Origin of the sequence: Acaryochloris marina MBIC11017 (assembly GCF_000018105.1) — a bacterium.
Taxonomy (GTDB): domain Bacteria; phylum Cyanobacteriota; class Cyanobacteriia; order Thermosynechococcales; family Thermosynechococcaceae; genus Acaryochloris; species Acaryochloris marina.
In genome coordinates this window covers 1,887,616-1,911,126 of sequence record NC_009925.1, presented here as the reverse complement: position 1 = coordinate 1,911,126, position 23,511 = coordinate 1,887,616, and the positions used below count along the sequence as shown (strand labels likewise).

Below are 23,511 nucleotides of genomic sequence, written 5' to 3'. Positions count from 1 at the left end.
CGACTTCGCCTTTTTAATCTGTCGGTTGGTCTTTCTGAGGTTTCGAACTTATGAGCGGCATAGCAGATTCGTTTAACCCAGACTTTTGTTTAAGGGCGGTTATATCGATCCTCTCCCTCGCTGAGCTTTGCTTACAGGGTTAGGATAGTTTCGCACTACGCATTGTCAAATGGCAATTTATGCTGACTGGATTTATCAAAGCAAGATTTAAACGCCCTTTGCACTTCATCCCAGCTTTAAAACTGGTTTGGCAAAGCAGTCCTAACTGGACTTTGGCACGCATTGGCTTGGTAATCATTCAGGGCATACTACCCTTATTTTCTATTTATATGACTAAGCTAATTGTCGATCAAGTGACGATTAGTTTGGCACTTTCGAACCGAGCAGCCGCGCTCAACGATATCGTGCCTTTATTGGTTGTTGCCGCTTGTTTGACGATTAGTACGACCCTCTTTGCCTCTCTATCAGATTTAGTTACCATTGCCCATGCTCAGCGAGTCACGGATTATATGCAGGGCATCATCCACTCTAAATCGATTTCGGCTGACTTAGAGTATTACGAAAATGCCCAATATTATGATGCTCTGCAGCGCGCCCAACAAGAAGCGCCTTATCGGCCTCCCCGCATCTTGGATCGGTTGGCCTTAGCAGGGCAAAGTTCAATTTCATTACTAGCAATGTTGGGATTATTGTTGGCCCTGCATTGGGGTATTGTCGGAATTCTGTTTGTGGCTGCAATTCCAACTGTATTGGTGCGGATGAAATTTGCAGGGGTAATGTACCACTGGAAACGCCGTCGGACTCAGCTAGAACGGCAGGCAATGTATTTGGGGTGGTTACAAACCAGTGATTTGTTCGCCAAAGAGATTCGATTATTCAACCTAGGAGAGCATTTCAGACAGCGGTATGCCCAGCTACGAGAACTTATTTATAAGGAAAAAGTAGGGATAGTTTCTAAACGATCCTTTGCCTTTTTTGGGGCTCAGGTAATTGCAGGGTTATTTGTCTTTGCCATTTTTATCTATATGGTCCAGCAAACGTTGGCAGGCGTTCTCAAGTTGGGAGACTTAGTCCTCTATTATCAAGCGTTGCAAAAAGGTCAAAACAGTCTGAGGGGGTTGTTACGAAGTCTATCGGGGCTTTACGAGGATAATTTGTTCCTCGCGAATCTATACGAATTTTTAGATATAGAGTCCAAAGTCTTGGAACCCGAACGCCCGCAGCCTTTCCCAGAAACGTTGGCTACTGGAGTGGTTTTCAATAATGTTAGCTTTCAATATGCTACGACCAAACGGAAAGCGATTCACAATGTGTCACTCAAGCTCCAGCCCGGACAAGTTATTGCCTTGGTGGGCGAGAATGGCTCTGGAAAAACGACACTCATTAAACTACTTTGTCGACTATATGATCCCACTGAGGGAAGTATCACGATTGATGGCATCGATCTCAAAAGCTTTAGTAAGCTTGAGCTAAAAAGCCATATCAGCGTCATTTTTCAAGACTATGCTAAATATCATTTCACAGCCCGAGATAATATCCAGTTAGGCAATATTGAGCGGCCAGCCGATGATCGTCGGATTCGATCGGCGGCTCAACTATCAGGAGCGGATCGAGTCATCCAGTCTTTACCGCAAGGGTACGATACCGTTCTGGGTAAGATGTTTGATCAAGGAGAAGAACTCAGTATTGGCCAGTGGCAAAAAATCGCTCTGGCTCGTGCCTTCTTAAGGGATTCTCAAGTGATTGTTCTGGATGAGCCAACCAGTGCAATGGACCCCAAAGCTGAATATGAGGTTTTTCAACAATTCCGAGAGCTCATTCAAGATCAGTCCGCTATTTTGATTAGTCACCGATTGTCAACGGTTAAGATGGCTGACTACATCTATGTGATGTCACAAGGTCACATGATTGAGGAAGGTAATCATCATACGTTGATGAACCTCAACGGGGTCTATGCATCGATGTTTGAAACCCAAGCCCAGAACTATCGATAACCGATCATAGTAAAAAACTTTCTAAATTATCTGGCGAGGGGAAAAATGCCACGCTATACTGATCTTGCTGAGGTGCAAGTGGGCTAATTAAGCCAATTTCTCAAGACTTTCACTTACTTCCAATATCTTCAAACATTATTCCCCCTCACGATTTAAGCGAGGGACTATTGCTGAAAAAAAATTAGAATGACTACCTCCTTCTCCTCAATGAATATTGAGATTGAAGTCCACAAAGTAGTTAACCCATGCGGTGACCAGTGAAATAGCTGCGCTACTTATTGAATGGGGTTTTGTAGTCTTTATGAAGCAAGAGTTCTAATGTTTAAGGTATCCTTTTACGAAGTGTTGTATCGTCAAGCTCATGATATTGTCGAGCCTATTCCTCCACATCCGTTGGATTTCTAAAAATTGAACAAAGGGTTCTGGTGAAGTAGCAGCTAAAGTACGAACGAAATGATGAAGATTGCCCTAGTTCATGACTATCTGACCCAACGCGGAGGCGCTGAGCGGGTTTTCGAGCTGTTGTGTCGTCACTTCCCCAGTGCAGATATATTCACTTCCCTCTATGATCCTCACCAAACAATAGAGTTGGGAGATCGCCTCGTCCATACAACCCTTCTGCAAAAATTACCCGGAGCTACTCGGTATTTTCGGTTGTTGGCTCCTTTCTATTATCCAGCTTTTAGGGCGTTAGATTTACAGAAATATGACCTCATCATTAGCAGTAGCACCAGCTTTGCAAAAGCGGTGCGAACCCGGCCGGATGCCAAACATATCTGCTTCTGTCATAACATCACCCGTTTTCTTTGGGATACCCAAACTTATTTGAGAGAGTATGCGGATTATCAGCATCTCTACCCTTTTATTGAGAAAATGTTTCGGGTGATGAGGAAGGCTGATCTTGCCTATGCCCAAGAACCTGATCTATATATTGCTAACTCTACCGAAGTCGCCCGCCGTATCCAGTCGACTTATAGTAAACAAGCGATAGTAGTTAATTATCCAATTGATAATTCTAAATTCTCTTTTTCAGACCACAAAGAAGATTTTTTCTTGGTATCTGCCCGACTGTTGGGCTATAAGCGTGTTGACGTTATTATTGATGCGTTTAATCAGTTAGGTTGGCCGTTAAAAATTATGGGAGATGGCCCAGAACGGGAGCATTTGGAACGACGTGCTAAGTCAAACGTCGAGTTTCTAGGGTATATCTCTGATGCCGAACGCTGTCATTTGATGTCTAAAGCTAAAGCGGTGGTCGTGGCGGCACTAGAAGATTATGGTTTGGTTCCCGTCGAAGCGAATGCGAGTGGAACACCTGTGGTTTCTTTTGGTGCAGGTGGTGTTATCGATACCCAAGTCCCAGGTCAAACAGGTGTGTTTTTTCATCAACAAACTGCCTCATCCTTGCAGGCAGCGCTCGTGCGATCTCAACAGATCGAATGGGACTATCAATATATTCGTGACCATGCCCTGTCACACTTTTCTGAGCCCGTCTTTTTTCAAAAAATTCATCAAGTTATTAATCAAATTTATCCGACCCAACCCATTAATCAAAATTCTTTTGTTCCTTCTATAAGTTGAAATACAGATTGTGACTGAAAGCAGTTTATATAAACCCCCTAATAAGCTTACTCATCAACAGGATGCTTTAATTGCCCAAACCATTGATAAGGACTGGGGTTATGGACATCTGCTTTCTATCTTAGTCCGGCGGAAATTTTGGTTTTTAGGTGCCTTTGCCGGTGCCATTGCCGGTTCTATATTCTTAACGTTGAAAACTCAGCCCCTGTATCAAAGCACGATGCAGCTGCTGGTGGAGTCTAACTATCAGTCCAAACCCAATGGTTTAGGGCCGAAGACCGCGGAGAATCGGTTTGCTGATCCAAACGTTCAAGTGGATCTCACAACGCAACTGCAGGTGTTGGCGGGGTCGGAAGTACTGTCTAGGGCTGTTGAACGCCTACAAACAGAATATCCGAATATCACCATTGAGGATTTACGGTCATCCTTGTCCTTTAGTCCTGTGTATGCTCCAGACAGTACAGGTAAAGGCAAGGTCGCGACTAAAGTCTTAAAAGCCACTTATATCAGCACTCAGCCTGAAAAAACCCAAGAGATTTTAGAAACGGTTTTAGCGGTCTACCAACTCTACAATTTAGAACAGCAGAAGCTCCGTCTATCCAAAGGTTTGGCATTTATTGATAAGCAATTGCCAGAGGTTCGCCGCAGCGTTTTGGAAGCAGAGGCGGCTCTCAAGACTTTTCGCAGTGGCACCAATGTGATTGACCCTGCCACTCAAGCCCAAACGGCATCCGCGGCTTTAGACCGGATCAAAACCGAACGACAAGCATTAGATGCTCAATATCGGGAAACCTATGCCAGCTATACCAGTGTGCAGCGGCAGATTCAGCTAGCCCCTGAGCAAGCCCGAACTTCGGCTCGGTTAAGTGAATCGACTCGGTATCAGTCTCTGTTGAATCAAATTCAGCAAACGGAATTAGAGCTAGCACAAAAACGTCAGACTCTGACAGAAGATCATCCCGTCATTTTTAACTTACTCAATCAGCGCCGAGATCAATTGGCCCTCCTAGAGCAGGAAGTCGGTCGTGTATTGGGGGGAGATGCGGGCCAGTTGCCCACTAGTGAAAATCAGCTCAACGCAGGCCAGTTTGGAGACAATGATTTATCTCTCGTTAGGCAGTTGAGCGAGCTCCAGAAAAACTTGCAGAGTCTCCAAGCACGCGATCGCAGCTTAGCTCAGACCGAAGCGAAATTAACAGCTGAACTAAAGCAATACCCTGAATTATTGGCCCAGTTCAATCGCCTTCAACCAGAAGTTTCCACTCGGCGAGGAACGTTGCAAAAGCTGCTAGAAGCTCGGCAAGAGCTGGGATTAGAGATTGCTCGAGGTGGCTTTGATTGGCAAGTGGTCGAGGCCCCCCAACTGGGAGTGCAAATTAGCCCCAATGCCCGTCGTAACTTAATGTTGGGCGCAGTGGTGGGACTATTTCTAGGGGGCCTCACGGCCTTTGTGCGCGAGGCGATGGATGATAAGTTCCATAACTCAGATGATTTGGGCAATCAGTTTCCCTTGCCCTTACTCGGAGCGATTCCTGAACTTTCAAGCGCTGACTTGCGTGACTCGCTCATTCTGCCGGTGGCCGAAACCCAAAGCCCCACCTTTACGACTCCGGAACTATTTCAATGGCAGCCCCTGCGAGAATCCTTGGATTTAATCTATACCAACATTCAGCTGTTACAAACCAAAAATCCTTACAAAACCTTGATGATTACTTCAGCTGGGGCTGGAGAAGGGAAGTCGACCTTGGCCCTAGGCCTAGCAATTAGTGCTGCCCGCTTAGATCAACGGGTCCTTGTGATTGACGCGGATCTGCGGAATCCAAGCTTGCACTATATGTTTAACTTGAATAACCACCAAGGACTATCGACCCTGCTCAATGGGAATGTCACCTTGGCAGAGCTGCAGACCACTCCACAATGGGTGTATATGCGGTGGGATGAGTCTGAGCTGGATCCAGGAACGTTGCCTCCGTCTGATCTCAGCATTGATGTACTAACGGCGGGGCCGCTATCGGCCGATCCGGTCAAGCTACTGAGCTTAGAACGGATGCAAGATGTGCTTAAAGCTTTTGAAAATAACTATGACTTGATTTTGATTGATAGTCCGCCAGTTTTGGGCGTTGTCGATACCATTCCCATCGGTTTAGGGTGCGATGGTGTTGTGATGGTGGGGCGAATGAAACAAGTCACCCGATTAGAATTGTCCAAAGCAATTTCTGCTCACAAGAGATTAAATGTGATTGGCCTCGTGGCAAATGGCGTTACGCCCACTCATAAAAATTATGCTTACCTAAAAGCTTAAGTGAGTCTGTCGACCGAATCATCAGGCCGAACCCTTGCGTATTCGAAAGTCTAACCATACTGCAGATGCTTTCTTCAGTACGAAGCATTTGCAAGGTAATTTAAAGCAACGCGCTGTCCGAGGTGGTGCAACCACGATCACGGCTCAAGGGTTGAAGTTTACGCTGACCCTTGTGGCCAATGTTGTGTTGGGGCGTTTCTTAACCCCGAATGACTATGGTTTAGTGGGGATGGTGACCGCAGTCATGGGCTTTGTGACGATCTTCAAAGATCTGGGTCTATCCATGGCGACGGTTCAGAAAGAAGACATTAATCATGAGCAGGTCAGTACGCTGTTCTGGATTAATGTGAGCTTTAGTTTAGGAGTTGCGATCCTCGCCGCTTGCCTCTCACCTTTGATCGCTGGCTTTTATAATGAGCCGAGACTGACCCTGATTACCATTGCTTTAGCGGGTGGCATTGTGATGGGGGGCTTAGGGGTACAGCATACGGCGCTACTCCAGCGGCAGATGTCATACAACGCCTTAGCTTTCAACGATATTTTTGCCCAGCTCTCTGGGGTGAGTGCGGCCTTTCTATGTGTGGGGTTAGGTTGGGGCTACTGGTCACTGATTGCCCTTTCCCTGGTGACGATTAGCGTGAATACGCTGGGCATTTGGATTGCCTGTCGATGGGTACCGGGTTTACCCACCTGGAATACGGAGATGCGATCGCTAATGGTCTTCGGCAGTAACATCACTGGCTTCAGTATTGTGAACTACTTGTCCCTCAATTTGGACAACGTCTTAATTGGTAAGTTTTGGGGCTCCCAGCAATTAGGACTCTACGCTAAAGCCTATCAACTTTTGCTGTTGCCGATTAGCCAAATTAACGCCCCGATCACCAATGTGGCTGTTCCTGTACTCAGCCGCTTAGTCGACAACCCGCATCGATATCGACAAGTCTATTTGCGCATCTTAGAAAAACTCATGCTATTGACCTTGCCGATTATCCTATTTATGATTTCGGCATCAGATTGGCTGATTCAGGTGCTATTGGGCTCTCAGTGGCTCGGTGCCAGCGCCATCTTCGCATTACTGGGAATTTCAGGGCTGATGCGGCCCATCGCCAATTCTGTAGGCTGGTTATTTATTACCCAAGATCGAACGGATGATTTATTCCGATGGGGCATTTTGAGTTCGACGATTACCGTTTTCTCGTTTGGGGTCGGCCTACCCTGGCAGGCCCTGGGGGTGGCTATCTCTTATTCCAGTATCGCCCTAGGAATCACGATGCCCTTATTATTTTTTGTGGTGGGGCGACAGGGGCCCGTCAAAACGAAAGACTTCTATGTAACTATTGCCCCCCTTGGCTTTGCGACAATTTGGACCCTCTTGGCCCTCGGAACCCTACGATACTTTGTTCAACCTCAGCCTTTTTGGGGGTGCTGTGTTGCGTTTGTCGTGACGGTCTTCAGCTTTTTTACGGCTTTAGTCGCACTTCCCAAGGGCAGGCGCATCTTAGGGGATCTGCAACAATTAATGTCTGATTTAAAGGCGGCATAAAGGAGATGCAGAGACTGGATATGACCCCAACTTCAACTGACCATCCGCTCGACACGATCAATCAAGTTGAACCTCGTCTCAACCCATCCTGGACCAGCGATCGCTACTACATTTTAGTAAAGCTTCGTCAGGCCCTTGAGCAAACGATTGCGAACCATGTTCAACCCCTCCATCAACAGCATCATGACTTAACCGCGATCGATATGGGCTGTGGCTCGATGCCTTATCGTAGTTTATTCACCCCAACGGTCCAGAACTATTTGGGGGCCGACTTAGCGAGTAACTCTCTAGCTGATTTAGCCATTGATCCGGATACTGGCAGTGTTGACCTGGGTGACAACAGTGTTGAGTTAGTGATTTCCACCCAGGTGTTGGAACATGTCGAATCTCCCGCTGCTTACTTAGCGGAAGCCCATCGAGTTTGCAAAGCCAACGGCCTCTTGCTGTTATCTACCCATGGCTATTGGCCCTACCATCCTATACCGACGGATTATTGGCGCTGGACTGGAGCAGGTCTCACCAAGCTGTTGACAGACTGCCATTGGGACGTCGTTGAGATCACTGGAGTACTGGGATTTGCAGCCGCTTCAGCCTGCCTGATTCAAGATGCCTTAATTCCTAAGATAAGAAGTCCCTTTAAACGAGTATTTGCTGTATTGATGCAACAGGTTATTCGCTGTTTAGATCGTTCCTATTCCCCTGAACAGCGTCAAGAAAATTCCGCTGTTTATCTAGTTGTGGCTCGGCCACTTGTCAACTCAAGCAAATCAATATAGGACCTTTGATGACCAACAACGTAGAACAAGTCAGAAATTACTACAATGAATTCCGCGATACGCGGATGTTGAGCTATCGCCTGTATGGCAACCCGCGAATCGACAAAGCGGTAGAGCTAATTGGGCAATATACTCGTCCGGATAGCAAGGTCCTGGATATCGGGTGTGGTATTGGGCTGGTATCAGAAAAAATTGGGGCCAAGATTAAGACTGGGCATGTTTGGGCTTGTGATATCGCCGATCAAAATATCGCCTATGCCCAACAAACAGTGATAGATGAAAACATCACTTTTTTAAAGGTTGATATTATCAATGAATTTAAAAAAATTGAAGACACTATCCAAAAGCCCGTGGATCTAGTGTCGATGGTGGATGTGATTGAGCATCTTCCTCCAAACCACTATGAAACCTTTTTTTCGAATTTAGGCCGTGTTACGGCTGGGGATGCGGTCGTGGTCTTGACCTATCCTAGTCCTGAATATCAGAGATATCTACATCTGCATAACCCGGATGAGCTACAAGTGATTGATGAAACCATTGAAATTGGTGATTTGATCCAGTGGGCGGCCCATGGGAATTTCAAATTACAGTATTTTAGCTACCCGGACTTAGATCGAAAAAATCAGTATGTCCATTGTGTGCTGGCTAAAGACTTAGCTTATGATGAAGTTCCTCGGATTAGCTTCAAGGAACAGGTCAAACGGTATGGAATCAAAGCCAAAAATAAGCTGATAATGCCCATACTGAAGTACAAATATATTAAAAAGCCCTTCAATCAATAGTCATTTATTCTTGCTTAGGGTTATATGAAAATTGCTTTTTTGGTCGGAGCGTTTCCATCCATATCAGAAACTTTTATTCTGAATCAAATTACTCATATTATTGATGAGCAACACACGATAGATATATATGCCAGTCGCCCTCAGAATTTGACGACAGTTCATCCGGATGTTGAAACATACCAGCTTTTGGACTGCACTCAGTACTATCCACCGATGCCAACAAACTACCTTTTAAGGAGTTTGAAAGCACTTCTGCTGGTTCTCAAAGGCTGCTTGACGGATCCTGTCCTCATTTTTCGATCTCTAAATGTCTGGCGCTATGGCAAGCAAGCCCTATCATTTCGGTTGCTGTATGCTGTGATTCCGTTTCTCAAACAACGCCCCACCTATGATGTAGTGCATTGTCATTTTGGACATTTAGGCATCTTAGGATCACAACTGCGGGATATTGGCGCTGTTCAGGGTAAGCTGTGCACCACCTTTCATGCTTGGGATATCACTGAGTATTTAACTGAGGCGGGGGTAGATGCTTATCGACAGCTCTTTAGCAAAGGTGAGCGGTTCTTACCCATCAGCCATTACTGGCAAAATCGATTAATTGAGCTGGGGTGCCCTGCTCATAAAATTACGGTGCATCATATGGGCATTGACTGTGATCAGTTCTTGTGGATTGCTAGGCAAATCCAAGGCGATGAGCCTGTGCAGATCACAACCGTGGCTCGCCTAGTTGAAAAGAAAGGGGTTGAGTACGGGATTCGTGCGATTGCGCAACTCAAAAATTGCGCTTCTCCAGTTAAATATTCCATTGTTGGTGATGGCCCCTTACGAGATTCCATCGAACAACTGATCACAGAGCTAGATGTCGGCTCTATGGTTGAGTTGGTGGGATGGAAATCCCAAGACGAAGTTATTGAAATTTTAAATCAGACTCATTTATTACTGGCTCCCAGTGTGACCGGTCAAAAGGGTGATCAAGAAGGAATTCCAGTGGCGTTGATGGAGGCCATGGCCATGGGATTACCGGTCGTGAGTACCCATTACAGCGGCATCCCTGAATTAGTGGAACATGACGTATCGGGTTTTCTATTACCGGAGCGAGACCCGGATGCGATCGCAGAAAAACTCATCTATCTCATCGAACACTCAGAACGCTGGGTCAAGATGGGACAGTCTGGACGGGCTTATGTTCAATCCCACTTCAATATCAACCAGCTCACACAACAGTTAATTCGTATTTACAATTAAATGTAAGAATGCTGTTTGAACCTGATTAAGCATTTCATCTATTCTTTTTATGAATAAATTAGATACTTCAAGATTTATGGTCTAAATCTATTCAGAGATTTTGAATGATTGAATCTTACGGCTTATTGAGGTACTTGTTGAACCACAAAAACTTTGCTTAGTGATATTGAATTCACTAAGAGGCTGTTTGAGAAGTTAGGGAAGCTCTCAAGGTTTTTCCCAAACGATGGATTGTAAAGTGGACGTTTGGATGGTTGTTGTGGTCTCGACGACTCAACAAAGATATAGATATACTTTAACAATGCATAAACTTAACGAGTATAAGAACAATACTAATCAAGAATCTCGAATAGCATGGATGCTGATTCTTGCTTTTATATTTTTTCAGATTCTGATCCTAACGATTGGCTTTTCAAGATACTCAATGCAAATAATGCCAATGTCGGCAATTCTATTGGGAATATACTTATACTTTAAAAATCCAGAAATGTATATAGGCTTCACATTCTGGATGCATTTTATCTCACCAGAAATTCAGCGCTTTATTGACTTCAAAATTAATTCTATTAATCACGGTTATTTGACATTTACTGCTAATTCCGTAACTTTAATCTCTGCGTTTACATTAATTCAGTATTCAACCAAGATTCCATATCAAAAATTATCACCATTTCTATTCACCCTATCTGCTTCGGTCTATAGCTTATTTATCTCGCTAATTAAAAGCCCACCCCAAGATCTCATCCTAATTGAGCAGTTTTCAGCTTTAGTGGGTCCAATACTATTCGGACTACATATATACCTGCACTGGAAAAGATATCCAACTTTTAAATCAGTTACTGAAAATACAATCCTCTGGGGATCACTGGTTTTAGGCATATATGGTGTTTTGCAGTTTGTTTTTGCGCCGGGCTGGGATACTCATTGGCTTAGATCAGTGGAAAAGTGGTCCTATGGATTACCAGAAGCTTTCGCCATCAGGATATGGAGTGGAACCACGGATTTTCAAACCTTTGCTACGACCGTACTGATTGGATTAATGATCCTCTTGTATAGGTTTGACTGGCCACTTCGTATTCCTACTTTAAGTTTAGCGGGGTTAGGACTATTGCTAAGTCAAGCAAGGGCTGCATGGCTCTGCTTTTTAATTACTCTAACAATCTTCTTATTCAGAACTAAGATCAGAATTAAATTTCGTATATTAGCTATTATTTTGCTTCTTATTATCACGACTTCTGTCTTAATACTCACGAATGATATCTTATATGAAAAGGTTGCTTCTCGACTGCTCAGTCTATTTTTATATGAAGATGATATAAGCGTGAATATTCGCCAAGAGTTATATAACACTTATTTCGACTCAGCAATATCCCAATTTATCGGAGTAGGATTGGCGGGTTCTCTAGATCTGGGAGATTTCAATATTGTTGATGCTCCCATATTTATATATTTATTTTATTTTGGCTGGATCGGCATTATCCCTTATGTAGTGGGGTTGCTGGCATTGGTATTAAAGCTCTGTCGTTCGAGTCCGAAAGATTATCTTTCCCTATTTTCACAGGCATTTGTGATTGGAACAATGAGCATCATTGCCTTTAATAATGTTTTGATGGCAACATTAGGGTTTTATTTCTGGAGTTTCTTAACCCTTGGCTTGGCATCCCAGAAATATTTTCAGATGGCTGAAACGGCTACTTCACCCCATCGGAGACTAGAGGCTATGTGAGTATCCTCGATAAGGCGTGAGTTTGCCAGCAAAAGCTGTCCTTCAGTGGGCACTTGGGATGCTAAGTGAGTACATTAGTAGAGAGGAATGGGCAATTTTCATGTCCACTCTCACTTTAGCGTTCAGTCCCTACGCAACATTTACTGGTCGAGTCTCGTCACTCCTAACTTTCCTACTCACTTGACTAGCTACTCTCCAACGATTAATCACCGGCCTGAATACGCTGATTCATGGATACACTCTCAACTGCTAGCCTTAAACCCACTCCCTATGAAAAGTATGGATGGTTAGCGATTGAGGGATTAGTCAGCTTGCTGATCTCCTTTTCTATGATTGGTGCTAGTCGCTTCTTAGTGCTGATTTACCCCGTTTGCTCCCTGGCAGTCGGTATCTACCTGTTCCAATGCTGCCCAAGACTCTATATTGCCTATACCTTTTGGTTATGGTTTCTCAGTAGCCTGATCCGTCGCATCATTGATTTTATTGCGGGTGCATATACGATGGGTGAATTTTACACAACCCCGGAGCTTGTTAACTTAATTGTGTTACCCAACTGTATTAAGAGCCTACCCAGCGAACTAAAGTCGGTTGGATTGCCGTTTATTTTATGCCTAGGCACGGTAACCTATGGCGTTTTAGTCGGCCTAGCAAATAACCCAATCTGGGACTTTTCAATGGTTGACTTGGCCCTTGGATTTATTTGTCCCATTGTATTTGGTTATTACTTATACTCTCACTGGCAAAATTATCCTGATTTATGCCAATCCATTTACAAAATCTTCATTTATGCCGTCATTGTCATGGGCATTTATGGACTGTATCAATATGTCGTTGCACCTGATTGGGATCGGTTCTATTTAACGTTTACAGGTATACAAGCTAGAGGCACTCCAGAACCCTTTGGAATTCGAGTGTGGAGTACCACCTCTGCGGCCCAACAGTTATCATTTCCCATGGTTACCGGGATCTTACTTTCTCTTTGCCCACCCCTCAGTTGGCCTCAGTATTTAGCGCTTTTATTTGGAGCCATTACCCTATTAGCTGGGGTGGTTCGAACCGCATGGTTGTGTCTATTACTCGTGATGGGCTTGTATATTACGACCCTGCGCCCACAGCAGCAGTCAAAATTATTGGGCCTCTTAGCCTTAACCGTCTCGAGTATCCTTACGGTTGTTTTTTCAGTGAGTGAATTGAATGAGCGTATTAGTCAGAGATTTGCAAGTTTTCAATCTCTAGAAAGTGATGAAGCTCTTAACCTTAGAGCAGAAGCTTTTTCTGACTTATTTGAGAAAATTGTATTTAACCCAGTCGGTAAAGGCTTTTGTTTTTATCTAGAGTCCATTAGCAATATTAGTAGTGGAGACGGTACCTTTTTGCCCATGCTGTTATAGTTCGGTTTAATTGGCACAATGATCTGTTTTATGGGTGTATTTATGCTAATTGCCAAAATAGTGACAGTTAAACCACCGAGTCGAGATAACTTTCTCATTGCTATCAAAATTATTTGTGTCGGACTCCTACCCATGATGCTAACAGGCCAATACTTTCCAGAAATCTCTGGATTGATCGTTTGGACATTTTTGAGCCTGGGTATAGCCGCGTATAAGTACTATAAAGTTCACTACATTGTGCAGCAAGAATTCTAGGATGCTAATATACTATGCCCATTGTTAAAACACTTAAAAAATCCTTGTATTTTGGAACTCAGCATCATTGTCCGATTTGCCAATCAAATGTCCGACTCTTTAAGCCGATGCATACTACTCAAATTCGGCTAAATGCCATTTGTCCTGTCTGTAGTAGCTTGGAAAGACATCGAATGATGTGGCTGTTTTTTAAGCAGAAAACGGACTTGTTTGCTGCCCATGCCAAAAAGATGCTGCACATTGCTCCTGAAGAGTGCCTAGTAGACAAGTTTGCTCAATGTGAGTCTATTGACTATTTAACAGCAGATTTGAATAACTCAGCTATGGTCAAGATGGATCTGACGGATATTCAATACCCAGATAACAGTTTTGACATCATCTATTGTTCACATGTTTTGGAACATATTCCAGATGATGCTCAGGCGATGCGCGAGCTATCAAGAGTATTGAAACCAGAAGGCTGGGCCGTGATTCAAGTTCCCATTTTGCGAGAACAAACCTATGAAGATTTGAGCATCACCGATCCCCAACAACGAGAACAACTCTTTGGTCAAAGTGATCATGTGCGGGTCTATGGGTTGGATTACAAAGAGCGCTTAGAAAAAGCTGGATTTTGTGTCTCAGTGATGCCCTATTTGCAAGAGTTTACTTCTGAGGAACGTAAAAGGTTTGGATTTGACATAGAGAAGGATGATATCTATTTTTGTACGTTACATTGATCGGAATTTCTAAAATACTGACTGGGTGCAATAGGGTGTGCTTTAGATATTTCTATTCTTACTGCTAATTTTTTACTGCTAATTTTGAATCTTTTGCGATTACAAAACTGAGTATGAATATCCTGTTGATTCTCCATGAATATCTTGATCCAAATTCAGGTGCTGCAGGGAGTACCTTAAACCTCAAGGAAAAGTATCAAGAATTAGGACATCAAGTCTATACCTACTCATTTGATGACTTGCCTTCATGGCTTTCTATGAAGCTCAAAGATCTCATTTTCCCGGAGGCGACTGCCCTCAAGATTACTCAAATTGTGAGGCAACATCAGATTGATGTCATTGATGCCTCTACCGGAGATGTTTGGGTGTGGGCACGGTTCTTCCGTTGTCTAACGCTAAACCCTCCGTTACTCGTGACGAGAAGTCATGGTTTAGATCATTTAGAACATGAAGAACGTCTACAGGATGCAGCTCTGGGGAATCTGACCCTGAGTTGGAAATATCCCCTTTACCGAGGCAGTATTCAACTGTGGGAAATTGCTCAGTCCTTAAAATATGCAGATTTGACCTTTTTCCTGAATCGTGTGGATGCCGAGTATGCAGTTAACCACTTACAGGTTAATCCTGAAACTGCCCATGTTTTTCCTAATGGATTACCGAATTATTTTCTGGACCTACCCCTGAAATATCCTGGGGATGGACGGATACGCATCGCTCAGGTTGGGACGTATGTTCAGCGTAAAGGCATCGAGTATAGTACCCCCGCTCTCAATGAGATCTTGCTGAAATATCCTGAGGTCGAGGTGAGTTTGATTGGGACTGAACTCAATGGTTATGGCGTGCCTGAAGAAGTTTACGCTGACTTTGATCCTCAAGTGCACAATCGCCTCACCGTTATCAGTTATTATCAACACGAAGAATTGCCCGACCTGCTTCGAGGATTTGATATCAAATTGTTCCCTACGCTGTCTGAAGGCTTTGGTAAGGTTCTGATTGAAGCGATGGCCTGCGGGTTGGCTCCTGTAACAACACCGACCCCTGGCCCTTCAGATATTGTTCAAGATGGTCATGATGCCTTGCTCGTGCCAGTGAGAGATAGTCGGGCCATTGTCGAGTCCCTAGTCCTAGATTTTGAAGATAATCCGGCAGTTATACAAGATTGGTCATCAATCGGATAGTGTCAGAGAAACCCTCTTCACAAGATATGATTTCTGCCAATGCCAACTCCCAAAGCTTCTCCAATCGAACTATCGCAGCAACAACACCATTGTTTGACCCAAATCGTGCGACAAACCACCAATCCTTATCGCTTGGTACGTCGAGCAAGCATCATCCTATCAGCCGCCTCAGGCGAAAGTAACACCCAGATTAGCCGTCAATGGCAACTCGACCGCAACCAAGTTCGCTATTGGCGTCAGCGCTGGCTTGATAATCAAGAGCGTCTTGCCCTTTGTGAGCAGGTAGACGACAGCGAAACAGAATTGCACCAGCAAGTGTTGGAGGCTTTAACAGATGCCCCGCGTCCAGGTGTCCCACCCACCTTTACCCCAGAGCAGGTGATCCAAATTGTGGCTATTGCCTGTGAATCTCCCCAGGACTCAGCCCGACCTGTGAGTCAATGGACACCTGAAGAGATTGCTGATGAAGCGATTAAACGCGGCATCGTCCCTCACCTGTCGGCCAGCAGTGTGAGACGTTTTTTGGGGAGAGGCTCAGCTGCAGCCCCATCGGAGTCGCTATTGGCTCAATGCTAACCCTGAGGACCCAGAGGTGTTCGAGGCGAAAGTGCGTCAGATTTGTCAACTGTATGACTCAGCAGCTGAATTGGCAGCTCAACAGATTCACCTTGTCAGTACGGATGAAATGACGGGCATTCAAGCGCTTGAACGACTATACCTAGACCAAGCCATGAAACCAGGGCAACCACGTCGCTTGGAATTTGAATATAAACGGCACGGTACCCTCAGTTTGATTGCCAACTGGCACGTGGCTCTGGGAAAGGTGATTGCGCCTTCTATCGGACCCACTCGAAAAGAGTTTGACTTTGCCAATCATATTGCCAATACCGTTGAAACAGCACCGGACGATGGATGGATTTTTCTACTCGACCAACTCAATACCCATCGCTCTGCTTCCTTGGTGCGATGGGTTGCTGCTTGTTGCGGTATGGATTCAGAGTTAGGTGTTAAAGGTCAATCCGGTATTCTCAAATCGATGGAGACTCGCACAGCTTTCTTGAGCGACCCCAGCCATCGGATCCGATTTGTTTATATCCCCAAACATACCTCCTGGCTCAATCAGATTGAATGCTGGTTTAGTATTTTGGTGCGTCGATTGATTCGTCGAGGCAATTTCACCTCCAAGGATGATTTGCAACAGCGCATCCTCGAATTTATTGAGTATTTCAATCACACGATGGCCAAACCTTTCCAATGGCAATTTAAGGGATTCCAACCTCGACTATAGCTGATGAACTATTTACAGATCTCTGCACTAGAACGATTGATTCAGAATCGTGCAGAATTAGCCCGATTGCAACAAAATGCTTATCAAACGGCCCAGAGCTATAGTTGGTCCACCATTGCTCAACAGCGATTAGCGGCCTATGAAGCAGCGATCAACAAGCGAGACTCGCAATGAAAACCTTGCAAATTGGTATGGATTGGTTTCCGGATAAGCAAGGAGGGGGGTTAGATCGCTACTACTATGACTTGACTCGATATCTCCCTCAGGTAGGGGTTGAGATTGCTGGTGTAGTCACGGGTCCCCCAACGGTTTCAGAGCAAACCAATGACCAGGTCAGGGCCTTTGCGCCACGCCAGTCTTCCCTACTGAAACGGTTATGGGGGGCACGCCAAACCGCTCGGATGCTGCTCCAGCAGGATGATGTTTCGCTGTTGGTGTCTCATTTTGCTTTGTACACTTTCCCAATGCTGGACCAGCTGGATCATCGCCCCTTTATTGTCCATTTCCATGGTCCCTGGTCTTTAGAAAGTATTGTGGAAAGCAATAAAAGCCTGGGTTTCCAAGCCAGGAAAGCGATGGAAAGGGCTGTATTTAGCCGTGCTAACCGCTTTATCGTTTTATCTCAGGCCTTCAAAGATATTTTGCAACATACCTATGATATTCCTGGAGAGCGGGTTCAGATTATTCCTGGGGGAGTAGAGACGGATCGTTTTGCAACTTCCGTGTCACCTGAGGCGGCAAGGGCAAAGTTGCAATGGCCCCAAGATCGCTTCATTTTGTTTACAGCGCGTAGATTGTCCAAGCGCATGGGCTTAGGCAATTTAGTGGAAGCGATGGCTAGTGTTTGTCAGCAGTATCCGGAAGTTTTGTTAATGATGGCTGGCAAAGGCGAACAAGAGCAAGCTTTGAAAGCCCGCATACAGGAATTGGGGCTCACGAACCATATTCAAATGCTTGGGTATTTACCTGATCAAGCTTTGCCGATGGCTTATCGTGCGGCTGACTTAGCCATTTTACCCACCCTCTCTTTGGAAGGATTCGGGTTAGTGGTTTTGGAATCCTTGGCAGCGGGGACTCCTATCTTAGGGACCCCTGTCGGTGGGATTCCAGAAATCTTGAGGCCCTTTTGTGAGGATTTGGTGCTCCCTGGATATTCACCTCAAAATATCGCGTCTGGCATTCTGGAAGCTTGTTCAGAGAAACGTCATTTACCTAGTGCTCAAGTCTGTGAGGACCATGTGCGTAAAAACTACGACTGGTCTGTTATTGTTCAACAAGTTCAAGCATCTTACCAAGAGGTTGTGAATGAAGACTCATGAGTAAAAATACAGGAGCCAGAATTTCTAAATACACTACAGATAAAGATTGGGAGTATTACGGAAAAACTAATCCTTATTATGGTGTTGTTTCTTGGGATAGATTTAAGAAAGAGAATTTATCTCCTGAAGCGATTGAAGATTTTTTTGAAACAGGCAAAAAGCATATCGATACGATCTTAGATATTTCGCATCAATACTTAGATCCTGATTTTCAACCCCAACATGCCTTAGATTTTGGCTGTGGTGTAGGTCGTATCGCTATCCCCCTTGCAGGCATTTGTCAGTCGGTTACAGGTGTTGATGTTTCCGATTCGATGTTGCAAGAAGCAGTTGAGAATTGCAAAAGGAGAGAGGTTGAAAACGCTACCTTTATTAAAGGTGATGACGCTTTGTCAGATGTATTTGGCTTGCACAAGAAATTTGATTTTATTCACTCGTTTATTGTATTCCAACATATCCCTTGTGAACGAGGCGAAATGATTCTAAAACAGCTAATTGACCTACTAGAAGATGAAGGAATTGGGGTTTTGCATTTTACTTACTTTAAGCAAGCTTCCTGGATACGAAAGTTTGCGATTAGCATTGGCCAGAAGTTCCCTGTCCTTGTGCGATTAAAAGATTATATAAAAGGGGCAGACTACAAGCCGATGATGCAAATGAACGCTTATAACCTCAATACAATATTTCATGTTTTACAAGAAAATAGTTGCCATCATTCTTTAGTTCGATTCACTCGGCATTGGGAGGATGAAGGCGTCATCATCTTTTTTAAGAAAGTTAGTCAACCGATTCTTTAAAGCCCATTACTTTAAGATCCAAATAGCATATGAAACAGCACCGTATTTTATTTATTAATCATGTTGGCGCGCTAGCAGGGGCAGAATATTGCTGTTTGAGTATTGCTGCTGCCTATCGGGCAACGAGCCAGATGTTGCTATTTGAAGATGGACCGTTTCGTCAGGCTCTAGAAAAAGCCGGGGTCCCGGTTACTGTTGTCAATGCACCAGACTCGCTGTTGTCTATTCGGACATCCAGTGGCTTGGCTTCCCTTAAAGCGATTCCAGCGCTGTGGCAAATGGCGCAGCAGATTGCTAAAGCCTCTCAAGGATTTGATTTTATTTGTGCCAATTCTCAAAAAGCGTTTATTGCGGCTAGCTTGGCGACACTGATCGGGACGCCGCCGCTAGTTTGGCATTTACGAGATATCCTGACTGCTAAGCATTTTAGTGGTGTGAATCGTCGTGTCGCCATTACTCTGGCGAATAACCGGGCCGCTCAAGTTTGGGTTGCATCACAGGCAACGGCTGATGCCTTTATCGCTGTGGGTGGTCGTCCTAATTTGGTGAAAGTGATGTATGACGGGATTGAGTCGGATCGGTTTGATCAGGTCACCCTGGAAGCTGCAACAGCTGTGCGCCAAGAACTCAAGCTAGAGAATGTACCCTTGGTGGGACTGTTTAGCCGCCTCTCTCCATGGAAAGGCCAACATGTCTTAATTGAAGCGTTGCGGTCTTTACCGGATGTCCATGGGTTATTGGTGGGCGATGCTTTGTTTGGAGAACAAGACTATGTCGCCATGATCAAAGAAATGGCGGCTGGCGAAGATTTAGCCGATCGAATTCATTGGTTGGGATTTCGCCAAGACGTCCCGGCTTTGATGAAAGCTTGCGATATTGTCATTCATGCCTCTACTGAACCTGAACCTTGTGCCAGAATTGCGATTGAAGGTCAGCTAGCCCAAAAGCCGGTGATTGCGACGGCGGCAGGGGGCATGTTGGAAGTGATTGCCGATCGGCAGTCGGGGCGGTTAGTCCCCCCAGGGGATGCGAATGCTTTAGCCGCCGCGATTCATGAGTTGTTGAATGATCAACAGCTTGCCTCGACCTTAGCTGAACAGGGTATGCAGTCTGCTGCCACTAAGTTTGCCCCTGAGGTGTGCCTTGGTGCCGTTGACCAGGCCTTAGCAACTCTAGTTTAAAGGGAGGTTGATAAAATAATTTTTTAGAATAAAATAATTTCAGAGCGTTGAGTATGGTGAAGATACTGCGCGTAATATAAACTCTGCTCCTGATCTCAACAGATGTAAATGACAAGTATGGGTTCTCAATTCCGTTTTTCTGATGTTGCTCAATCTTTGCTATGCTGCCCGGTTTGCAAAGGCCAGCTGGAGCTGCAGGACCACCATTTGTCTTGTCAGAATGCTGACTGTTCTTCGGTCTTTCCTGTCGTCAATTGTGCTCCCATCCTATTGAATGAAGACGCCAGTATCTTTTCCATTGCCGAGTTTGAGCAGGAGGAAGGGCATGTGCCCCCGTCAACCGGTAGTGGAGTCAAAGCTCGCATCAGCGCTGCACTGCCTAATATTGATGTGAATCCTGTGGCCAAGCAGAACTATCAACAGTTTACGCAGCAGCTATTGCAATATTCTGAGCATCCCAAGGTGTTAGTGATTGGCTGTGGCAATTTGGGGCAAGGGATGGAAGAGCTGGTTCGTCAATCGAATATTGAACTGATTGAAAGTGATATCTATTTCAGTGAACGAACCCAGTTAATCTGTGATGCTCACGATCTTCCATTTACGGATCAGTCAATAGATGGTGTGATTATTCAAGCAGTCTTAGAACATGTGGTGGATCCCTATCGATGTGTGGCAGAAATGCATCGTGTACTCAAATCGAATGGCCTCGTTTATGCTGAAACTCCTTTTATGCAACAAGTGCATATGGGGCGCTATGACTTTACGCGATTTACCCACTTAGGACATCGACGCCTATTTCGTCACTTCCAGGAGGTGGAGAGTGGTCCAGTTGGTGGCCCCGGTATGGCGTTAGCCTGGTCTTATCAGTACTTTTTGCTCAGTTTTACGAAACAGAAAGCATTGCGTAAGCTGATTAAAATTTTTACTAGGCTGACATCCTTTTATTTGCAATATTTTGATCGATATTTAGTCCAACAATCAGGGGTTTTTGATGCTGCATCTGGCTATTACTTTATAGGAAAAAAAGATACGAAAATCCTATCGGATAGAGAGCTTATTAAACTCTATAAAGGGAATATTTAATCCTAGGGTGAGAGATTGAAGGACTTAATGGCATTGGGGGGACTTGAGCAGAAGGCTAATGACTGCCCTGAAGTTGAACTCTTACGGATGTGTTGCCGTACGAAGATAGATGGGGATCAGCAAGCGCGAATTCGACATCTTCTTCAACCTTCAATGGATTGGCATACCTTGGTTCGACTCGCAAATGTCCATGGTGTTCAAACGCTGCTGTATCAATCCGTTAAGTCGATTGGGAAGGAGCAAATTCCTGCTATCGTCCTGAAGGATCTAACGGCTTATGTCCAGCAAATTGCCATCTTCAATACCGTCTTGACTAGAGATCTGCTCAAGATTCTGGATTTCTTACAAACTCACGGTATTCGAGCTTTACCGTTTAAAGGGCCAGTATTAGCGGCTTCTGTATACGGCAGCATCAGCCTACGACATTTTTGTGATTTAGATATTTTGGTGAGTCCTCTAGACTTTGCCAAAACCATAGAGGTGCTGGTTGTGGAGGGGTACCAACTGGCTTATGAGTGGAACTTACTGGATCAGGATTTAGAGTTAACGCTCCGGAATTCTAAAAGTGAATATCAGTTGATCAAAAATTCGGTATCGATTGATTTGCACCAGACGCTCACGGTAGAACGATTTTTGTCTTCTCAATTTACGTTTGATTATCTTTGGGATAATCGTGAGCCGGTTTTGGTTTCAGGCCACACCTTCTATAGTTTTGGGGCAGATGATTTGTTGATGTATCTCTGCATTCATGGCTCGAAAGATTGTTGGCGAAAACTCAAATGGATCTGTGATGTCTCTGAGTGTATTCAACAAACGCCAGGGCGCGATTGGCCGCGATTTTTACAGCAGGCGGCCCAGATGGGCTGCGAACGTATGGTGCTGCTGGGATTATGTCTGACCCAGCAAGTGCTGGGAACCGAGTTGCCAGAGGTGGTGCAAGGGAAAATTGATGCTCATCCGGGCTGCTCGCGGCTGGCGCAAGATTTTGCGCAACGGCTATTTGATCAAGAGAATACGTTAGGCAGAAGTTTTACGCCCCAGAAGTTTATTCGTCACTGGCAAATGACGGAAACGAGACGCGATCGCATTGCCTGTATCCTCGATATTCGTCGCCCGATTCATGGCTTTTGGCTCAAGTGTTTACCCAATGTCAACGATCGTGACTTTCTCATTTTGCCGAAGCCCCTGTATTTTCTCTATTTTCTGATCCGGCCCTTGCGGTTGGGGCTCAAACATTTGAATTCAGCCAATCCCCAAGAGTCATAGCCGGTTCTCCCTATCGGGCACGGAGGGGAGAGGAACCGTCGAGCCTAGGCTTTATGAGCCAAGGTAAACAAATAGGGGAAACCGATGCGTTCGAGACCCTTAACCAACAGCATGGGCAGCAACAACCCCGCTATCACCCCCAAAACAACATGGACATAAAGATGGCTGACCTGAAGCCCTTTTTCCAAGATGATGCGGGTGGTGGCGGTGGCGATGGTATGGGAGACATAGATGGGGAGGGAGGCCATGCCCCACTGTTGGACGATGGGTAGCCATTGCTGTTGGGCGAGCAACTGAGCGAGTAATATGCAACCATACACCCCGATCAAGGCTAGGACTGGGTTAGGGACAGGGGTCACTAGAACTTGGTAATAGACGCAAAGGGTCAGGATTAAGAAGCTACCCATGATATCTACCCCCATGGCTTGAGGAGGACGTTTCGCCATGAGGAAGGCACGAGCCATGGCCCCCAGCACAAAATAGAGGCCATAGGTTTGAACGCGTTGCCCAGGATCCCAACTGATCCAGAGGGGAAAAATCACCGATACCCCGTACAGCGCACTTGAGACTAAGAGAAGTAGCACCAAGGATACTTTGAGCTTTCTTAAGCCATAGAACAGGGTCGAGATTAAAAATAAGGCAAATAAGAACCAGAAGATATCAATGGGGTAATAAATCGTCGTCCAAAATCCCGTGAGAAATTGGAGCAGGGTCGTTCCTTTGTTTTGGCCTGAGAGAATGCGGAGTGCGCCCACAAGGGCAGACCAGAGAAAGTAAGGGTAGAGAATCTTTTGAAATCGATCGATCAGAAACCTGCGAGGCGGTTTAGAGACGGCACGGTCTGCAAATAACCCTGAGAGCAAAAAAAATAAAGGCATATGAAAGGCATAGATCCACTGATCCATTGCCCGTAGTTCGGGCTGATAGCCCTGACCAACGGAAGCCCCTAGCCCTCGCAGGACATGGCCGAGAACGACCAGAAAAATGCCGATGCCTTTGGCATAATCAATCCATTCGATCCGTTGTTGCGGGGGATGTCCGGCTGCTTGGGGCATACCTATCCAAGACCTTCGTGCTTATGTATG

General features: G+C 45.1%; 20 protein-coding genes and 1 pseudogene. 20 read left to right on the top strand and 1 reads right to left on the bottom strand.

Going from position 1 to position 23,511, the window contains the following annotated elements:
• Positions 1 to 179 precede the first annotated feature (179 nt).
• The 20 genes and pseudogenes from AM1_RS08535 to AM1_RS08445 all read left to right on the top strand — a co-directional run bounded on the left by AM1_RS08535 (position 180) and on the right by AM1_RS08445 (position 22,426).
• Positions 180 to 1,994: an ABC transporter ATP-binding protein gene (locus tag AM1_RS08535; protein ID WP_012162432.1), complete on the top strand. Its 1,815-nt coding sequence runs from the start codon at positions 180 to 182 to the stop codon at positions 1,992 to 1,994.
• A gap of 456 nt (positions 1,995 to 2,450) precedes the next feature.
• Complete coding sequence (locus AM1_RS08530; RefSeq protein WP_041659420.1) at positions 2,451 to 3,575, top strand: glycosyltransferase; 1,125 nt, start codon at positions 2,451 to 2,453, stop codon at positions 3,573 to 3,575.
• Positions 3,576 to 3,585: 10 nt separating this feature from the next.
• On the top strand, positions 3,586 to 5,877 hold the full coding sequence (locus tag AM1_RS08525) for a GumC family protein (RefSeq protein WP_012162430.1): 2,292 nt from the start codon (positions 3,586 to 3,588) through the stop codon (positions 5,875 to 5,877).
• Between the two features lie 34 nt (positions 5,878 to 5,911).
• Complete coding sequence (locus AM1_RS08520) at positions 5,912 to 7,420, top strand: lipopolysaccharide biosynthesis protein (RefSeq protein ID WP_012162429.1); 1,509 nt, start codon at positions 5,912 to 5,914, stop codon at positions 7,418 to 7,420.
• Positions 7,421 to 7,440: 20 nt separating this feature from the next.
• On the top strand, positions 7,441 to 8,196 hold the full coding sequence (locus AM1_RS08515; protein WP_012162428.1) for a class I SAM-dependent methyltransferase: 756 nt from the start codon (positions 7,441 to 7,443) through the stop codon (positions 8,194 to 8,196).
• Between the two features lie 8 nt (positions 8,197 to 8,204).
• The gene (locus tag AM1_RS08510) at positions 8,205 to 8,978 is read left to right on the top strand and encodes a class I SAM-dependent methyltransferase (protein WP_041659417.1); all 774 of its coding nucleotides are present in this window, start codon (positions 8,205 to 8,207) and stop codon (positions 8,976 to 8,978) included.
• A gap of 24 nt (positions 8,979 to 9,002) precedes the next feature.
• On the top strand, positions 9,003 to 10,223 hold the full coding sequence (locus AM1_RS08505) for a glycosyltransferase (RefSeq protein ID WP_012162426.1): 1,221 nt from the start codon (positions 9,003 to 9,005) through the stop codon (positions 10,221 to 10,223).
• Between the two features lie 209 nt (positions 10,224 to 10,432).
• Positions 10,433 to 10,519, top strand: a pseudogene (locus AM1_RS40900) (IS5/IS1182 family transposase); the annotation flags it as partial.
• Between the two features lie 5 nt (positions 10,520 to 10,524).
• Positions 10,525 to 11,949: an O-antigen ligase family protein gene (locus tag AM1_RS44235; protein ID WP_315875446.1), complete on the top strand. Its 1,425-nt coding sequence runs from the start codon at positions 10,525 to 10,527 to the stop codon at positions 11,947 to 11,949.
• Between the two features lie 230 nt (positions 11,950 to 12,179).
• On the top strand, positions 12,180 to 13,340 hold the full coding sequence (locus AM1_RS08495) for a hypothetical protein (protein WP_012162423.1): 1,161 nt from the start codon (positions 12,180 to 12,182) through the stop codon (positions 13,338 to 13,340).
• Between the two features lie 269 nt (positions 13,341 to 13,609).
• Positions 13,610 to 14,314 carry a class I SAM-dependent methyltransferase gene (locus tag AM1_RS08485; RefSeq protein ID WP_012162421.1) on the top strand — a complete coding sequence of 235 codons (705 nt, stop codon included), beginning with the start codon at positions 13,610 to 13,612 and terminating at the stop codon, positions 14,312 to 14,314.
• Positions 14,315 to 14,427: 113 nt separating this feature from the next.
• The gene (locus AM1_RS08480; protein WP_012162420.1) at positions 14,428 to 15,492 is read left to right on the top strand and encodes a glycosyltransferase family 4 protein; all 1,065 of its coding nucleotides are present in this window, start codon (positions 14,428 to 14,430) and stop codon (positions 15,490 to 15,492) included.
• A gap of 39 nt (positions 15,493 to 15,531) precedes the next feature.
• Positions 15,532 to 16,068 carry a helix-turn-helix domain-containing protein gene (locus AM1_RS08475; protein WP_049783712.1) on the top strand — a complete coding sequence of 179 codons (537 nt, stop codon included), beginning with the start codon at positions 15,532 to 15,534 and terminating at the stop codon, positions 16,066 to 16,068.
• 109 nt (positions 16,069 to 16,177) lie between these two features.
• On the top strand, positions 16,178 to 16,780 hold the full coding sequence (locus tag AM1_RS43120) for a transposase (protein ID WP_049783824.1): 603 nt from the start codon (positions 16,178 to 16,180) through the stop codon (positions 16,778 to 16,780).
• A gap of 3 nt (positions 16,781 to 16,783) precedes the next feature.
• Entirely contained in the window at positions 16,784 to 16,954 is a 171-nt protein-coding gene (locus AM1_RS40895; RefSeq protein ID WP_012162419.1) for a glycosyltransferase, read from the top strand.
• Positions 16,951 to 18,099: a glycosyltransferase family 4 protein gene (locus tag AM1_RS08465; RefSeq protein WP_012162418.1), complete on the top strand. Its 1,149-nt coding sequence runs from the start codon at positions 16,951 to 16,953 to the stop codon at positions 18,097 to 18,099. Before AM1_RS40895 ends, AM1_RS08465 begins: the two co-directional genes overlap by 4 nt.
• Positions 18,096 to 18,896 carry a class I SAM-dependent methyltransferase gene (locus AM1_RS08460; protein ID WP_012162417.1) on the top strand — a complete coding sequence of 267 codons (801 nt, stop codon included), beginning with the start codon at positions 18,096 to 18,098 and terminating at the stop codon, positions 18,894 to 18,896. Before AM1_RS08465 ends, AM1_RS08460 begins: the two co-directional genes overlap by 4 nt.
• A 29-nt stretch (positions 18,897 to 18,925) precedes the next feature.
• The gene (locus AM1_RS08455; RefSeq protein ID WP_012162416.1) at positions 18,926 to 20,077 is read left to right on the top strand and encodes a glycosyltransferase family 4 protein; all 1,152 of its coding nucleotides are present in this window, start codon (positions 18,926 to 18,928) and stop codon (positions 20,075 to 20,077) included.
• A 117-nt stretch (positions 20,078 to 20,194) separates the two neighbouring features.
• Positions 20,195 to 21,160, top strand: coding sequence for a methyltransferase domain-containing protein (locus AM1_RS08450; protein ID WP_012162415.1), 966 nt, complete (start codon positions 20,195 to 20,197; stop codon positions 21,158 to 21,160).
• A gap of 15 nt (positions 21,161 to 21,175) precedes the next feature.
• Positions 21,176 to 22,426 (top strand): nucleotidyltransferase domain-containing protein, encoded by a 1,251-nt coding sequence (locus AM1_RS08445; RefSeq protein ID WP_238549197.1) that lies wholly within the window; start codon positions 21,176 to 21,178, stop codon positions 22,424 to 22,426.
• A 44-nt stretch (positions 22,427 to 22,470) separates the two neighbouring features.
• On the opposite strand, the gene AM1_RS08440 is transcribed toward AM1_RS08445, so the two are convergent.
• Positions 22,471 to 23,481 (bottom strand): acyltransferase family protein, encoded by a 1,011-nt coding sequence (locus AM1_RS08440; protein WP_012162413.1) that lies wholly within the window; start codon positions 23,479 to 23,481, stop codon positions 22,471 to 22,473.
• Positions 23,482 to 23,511: the final 30 nt, after the last annotated feature.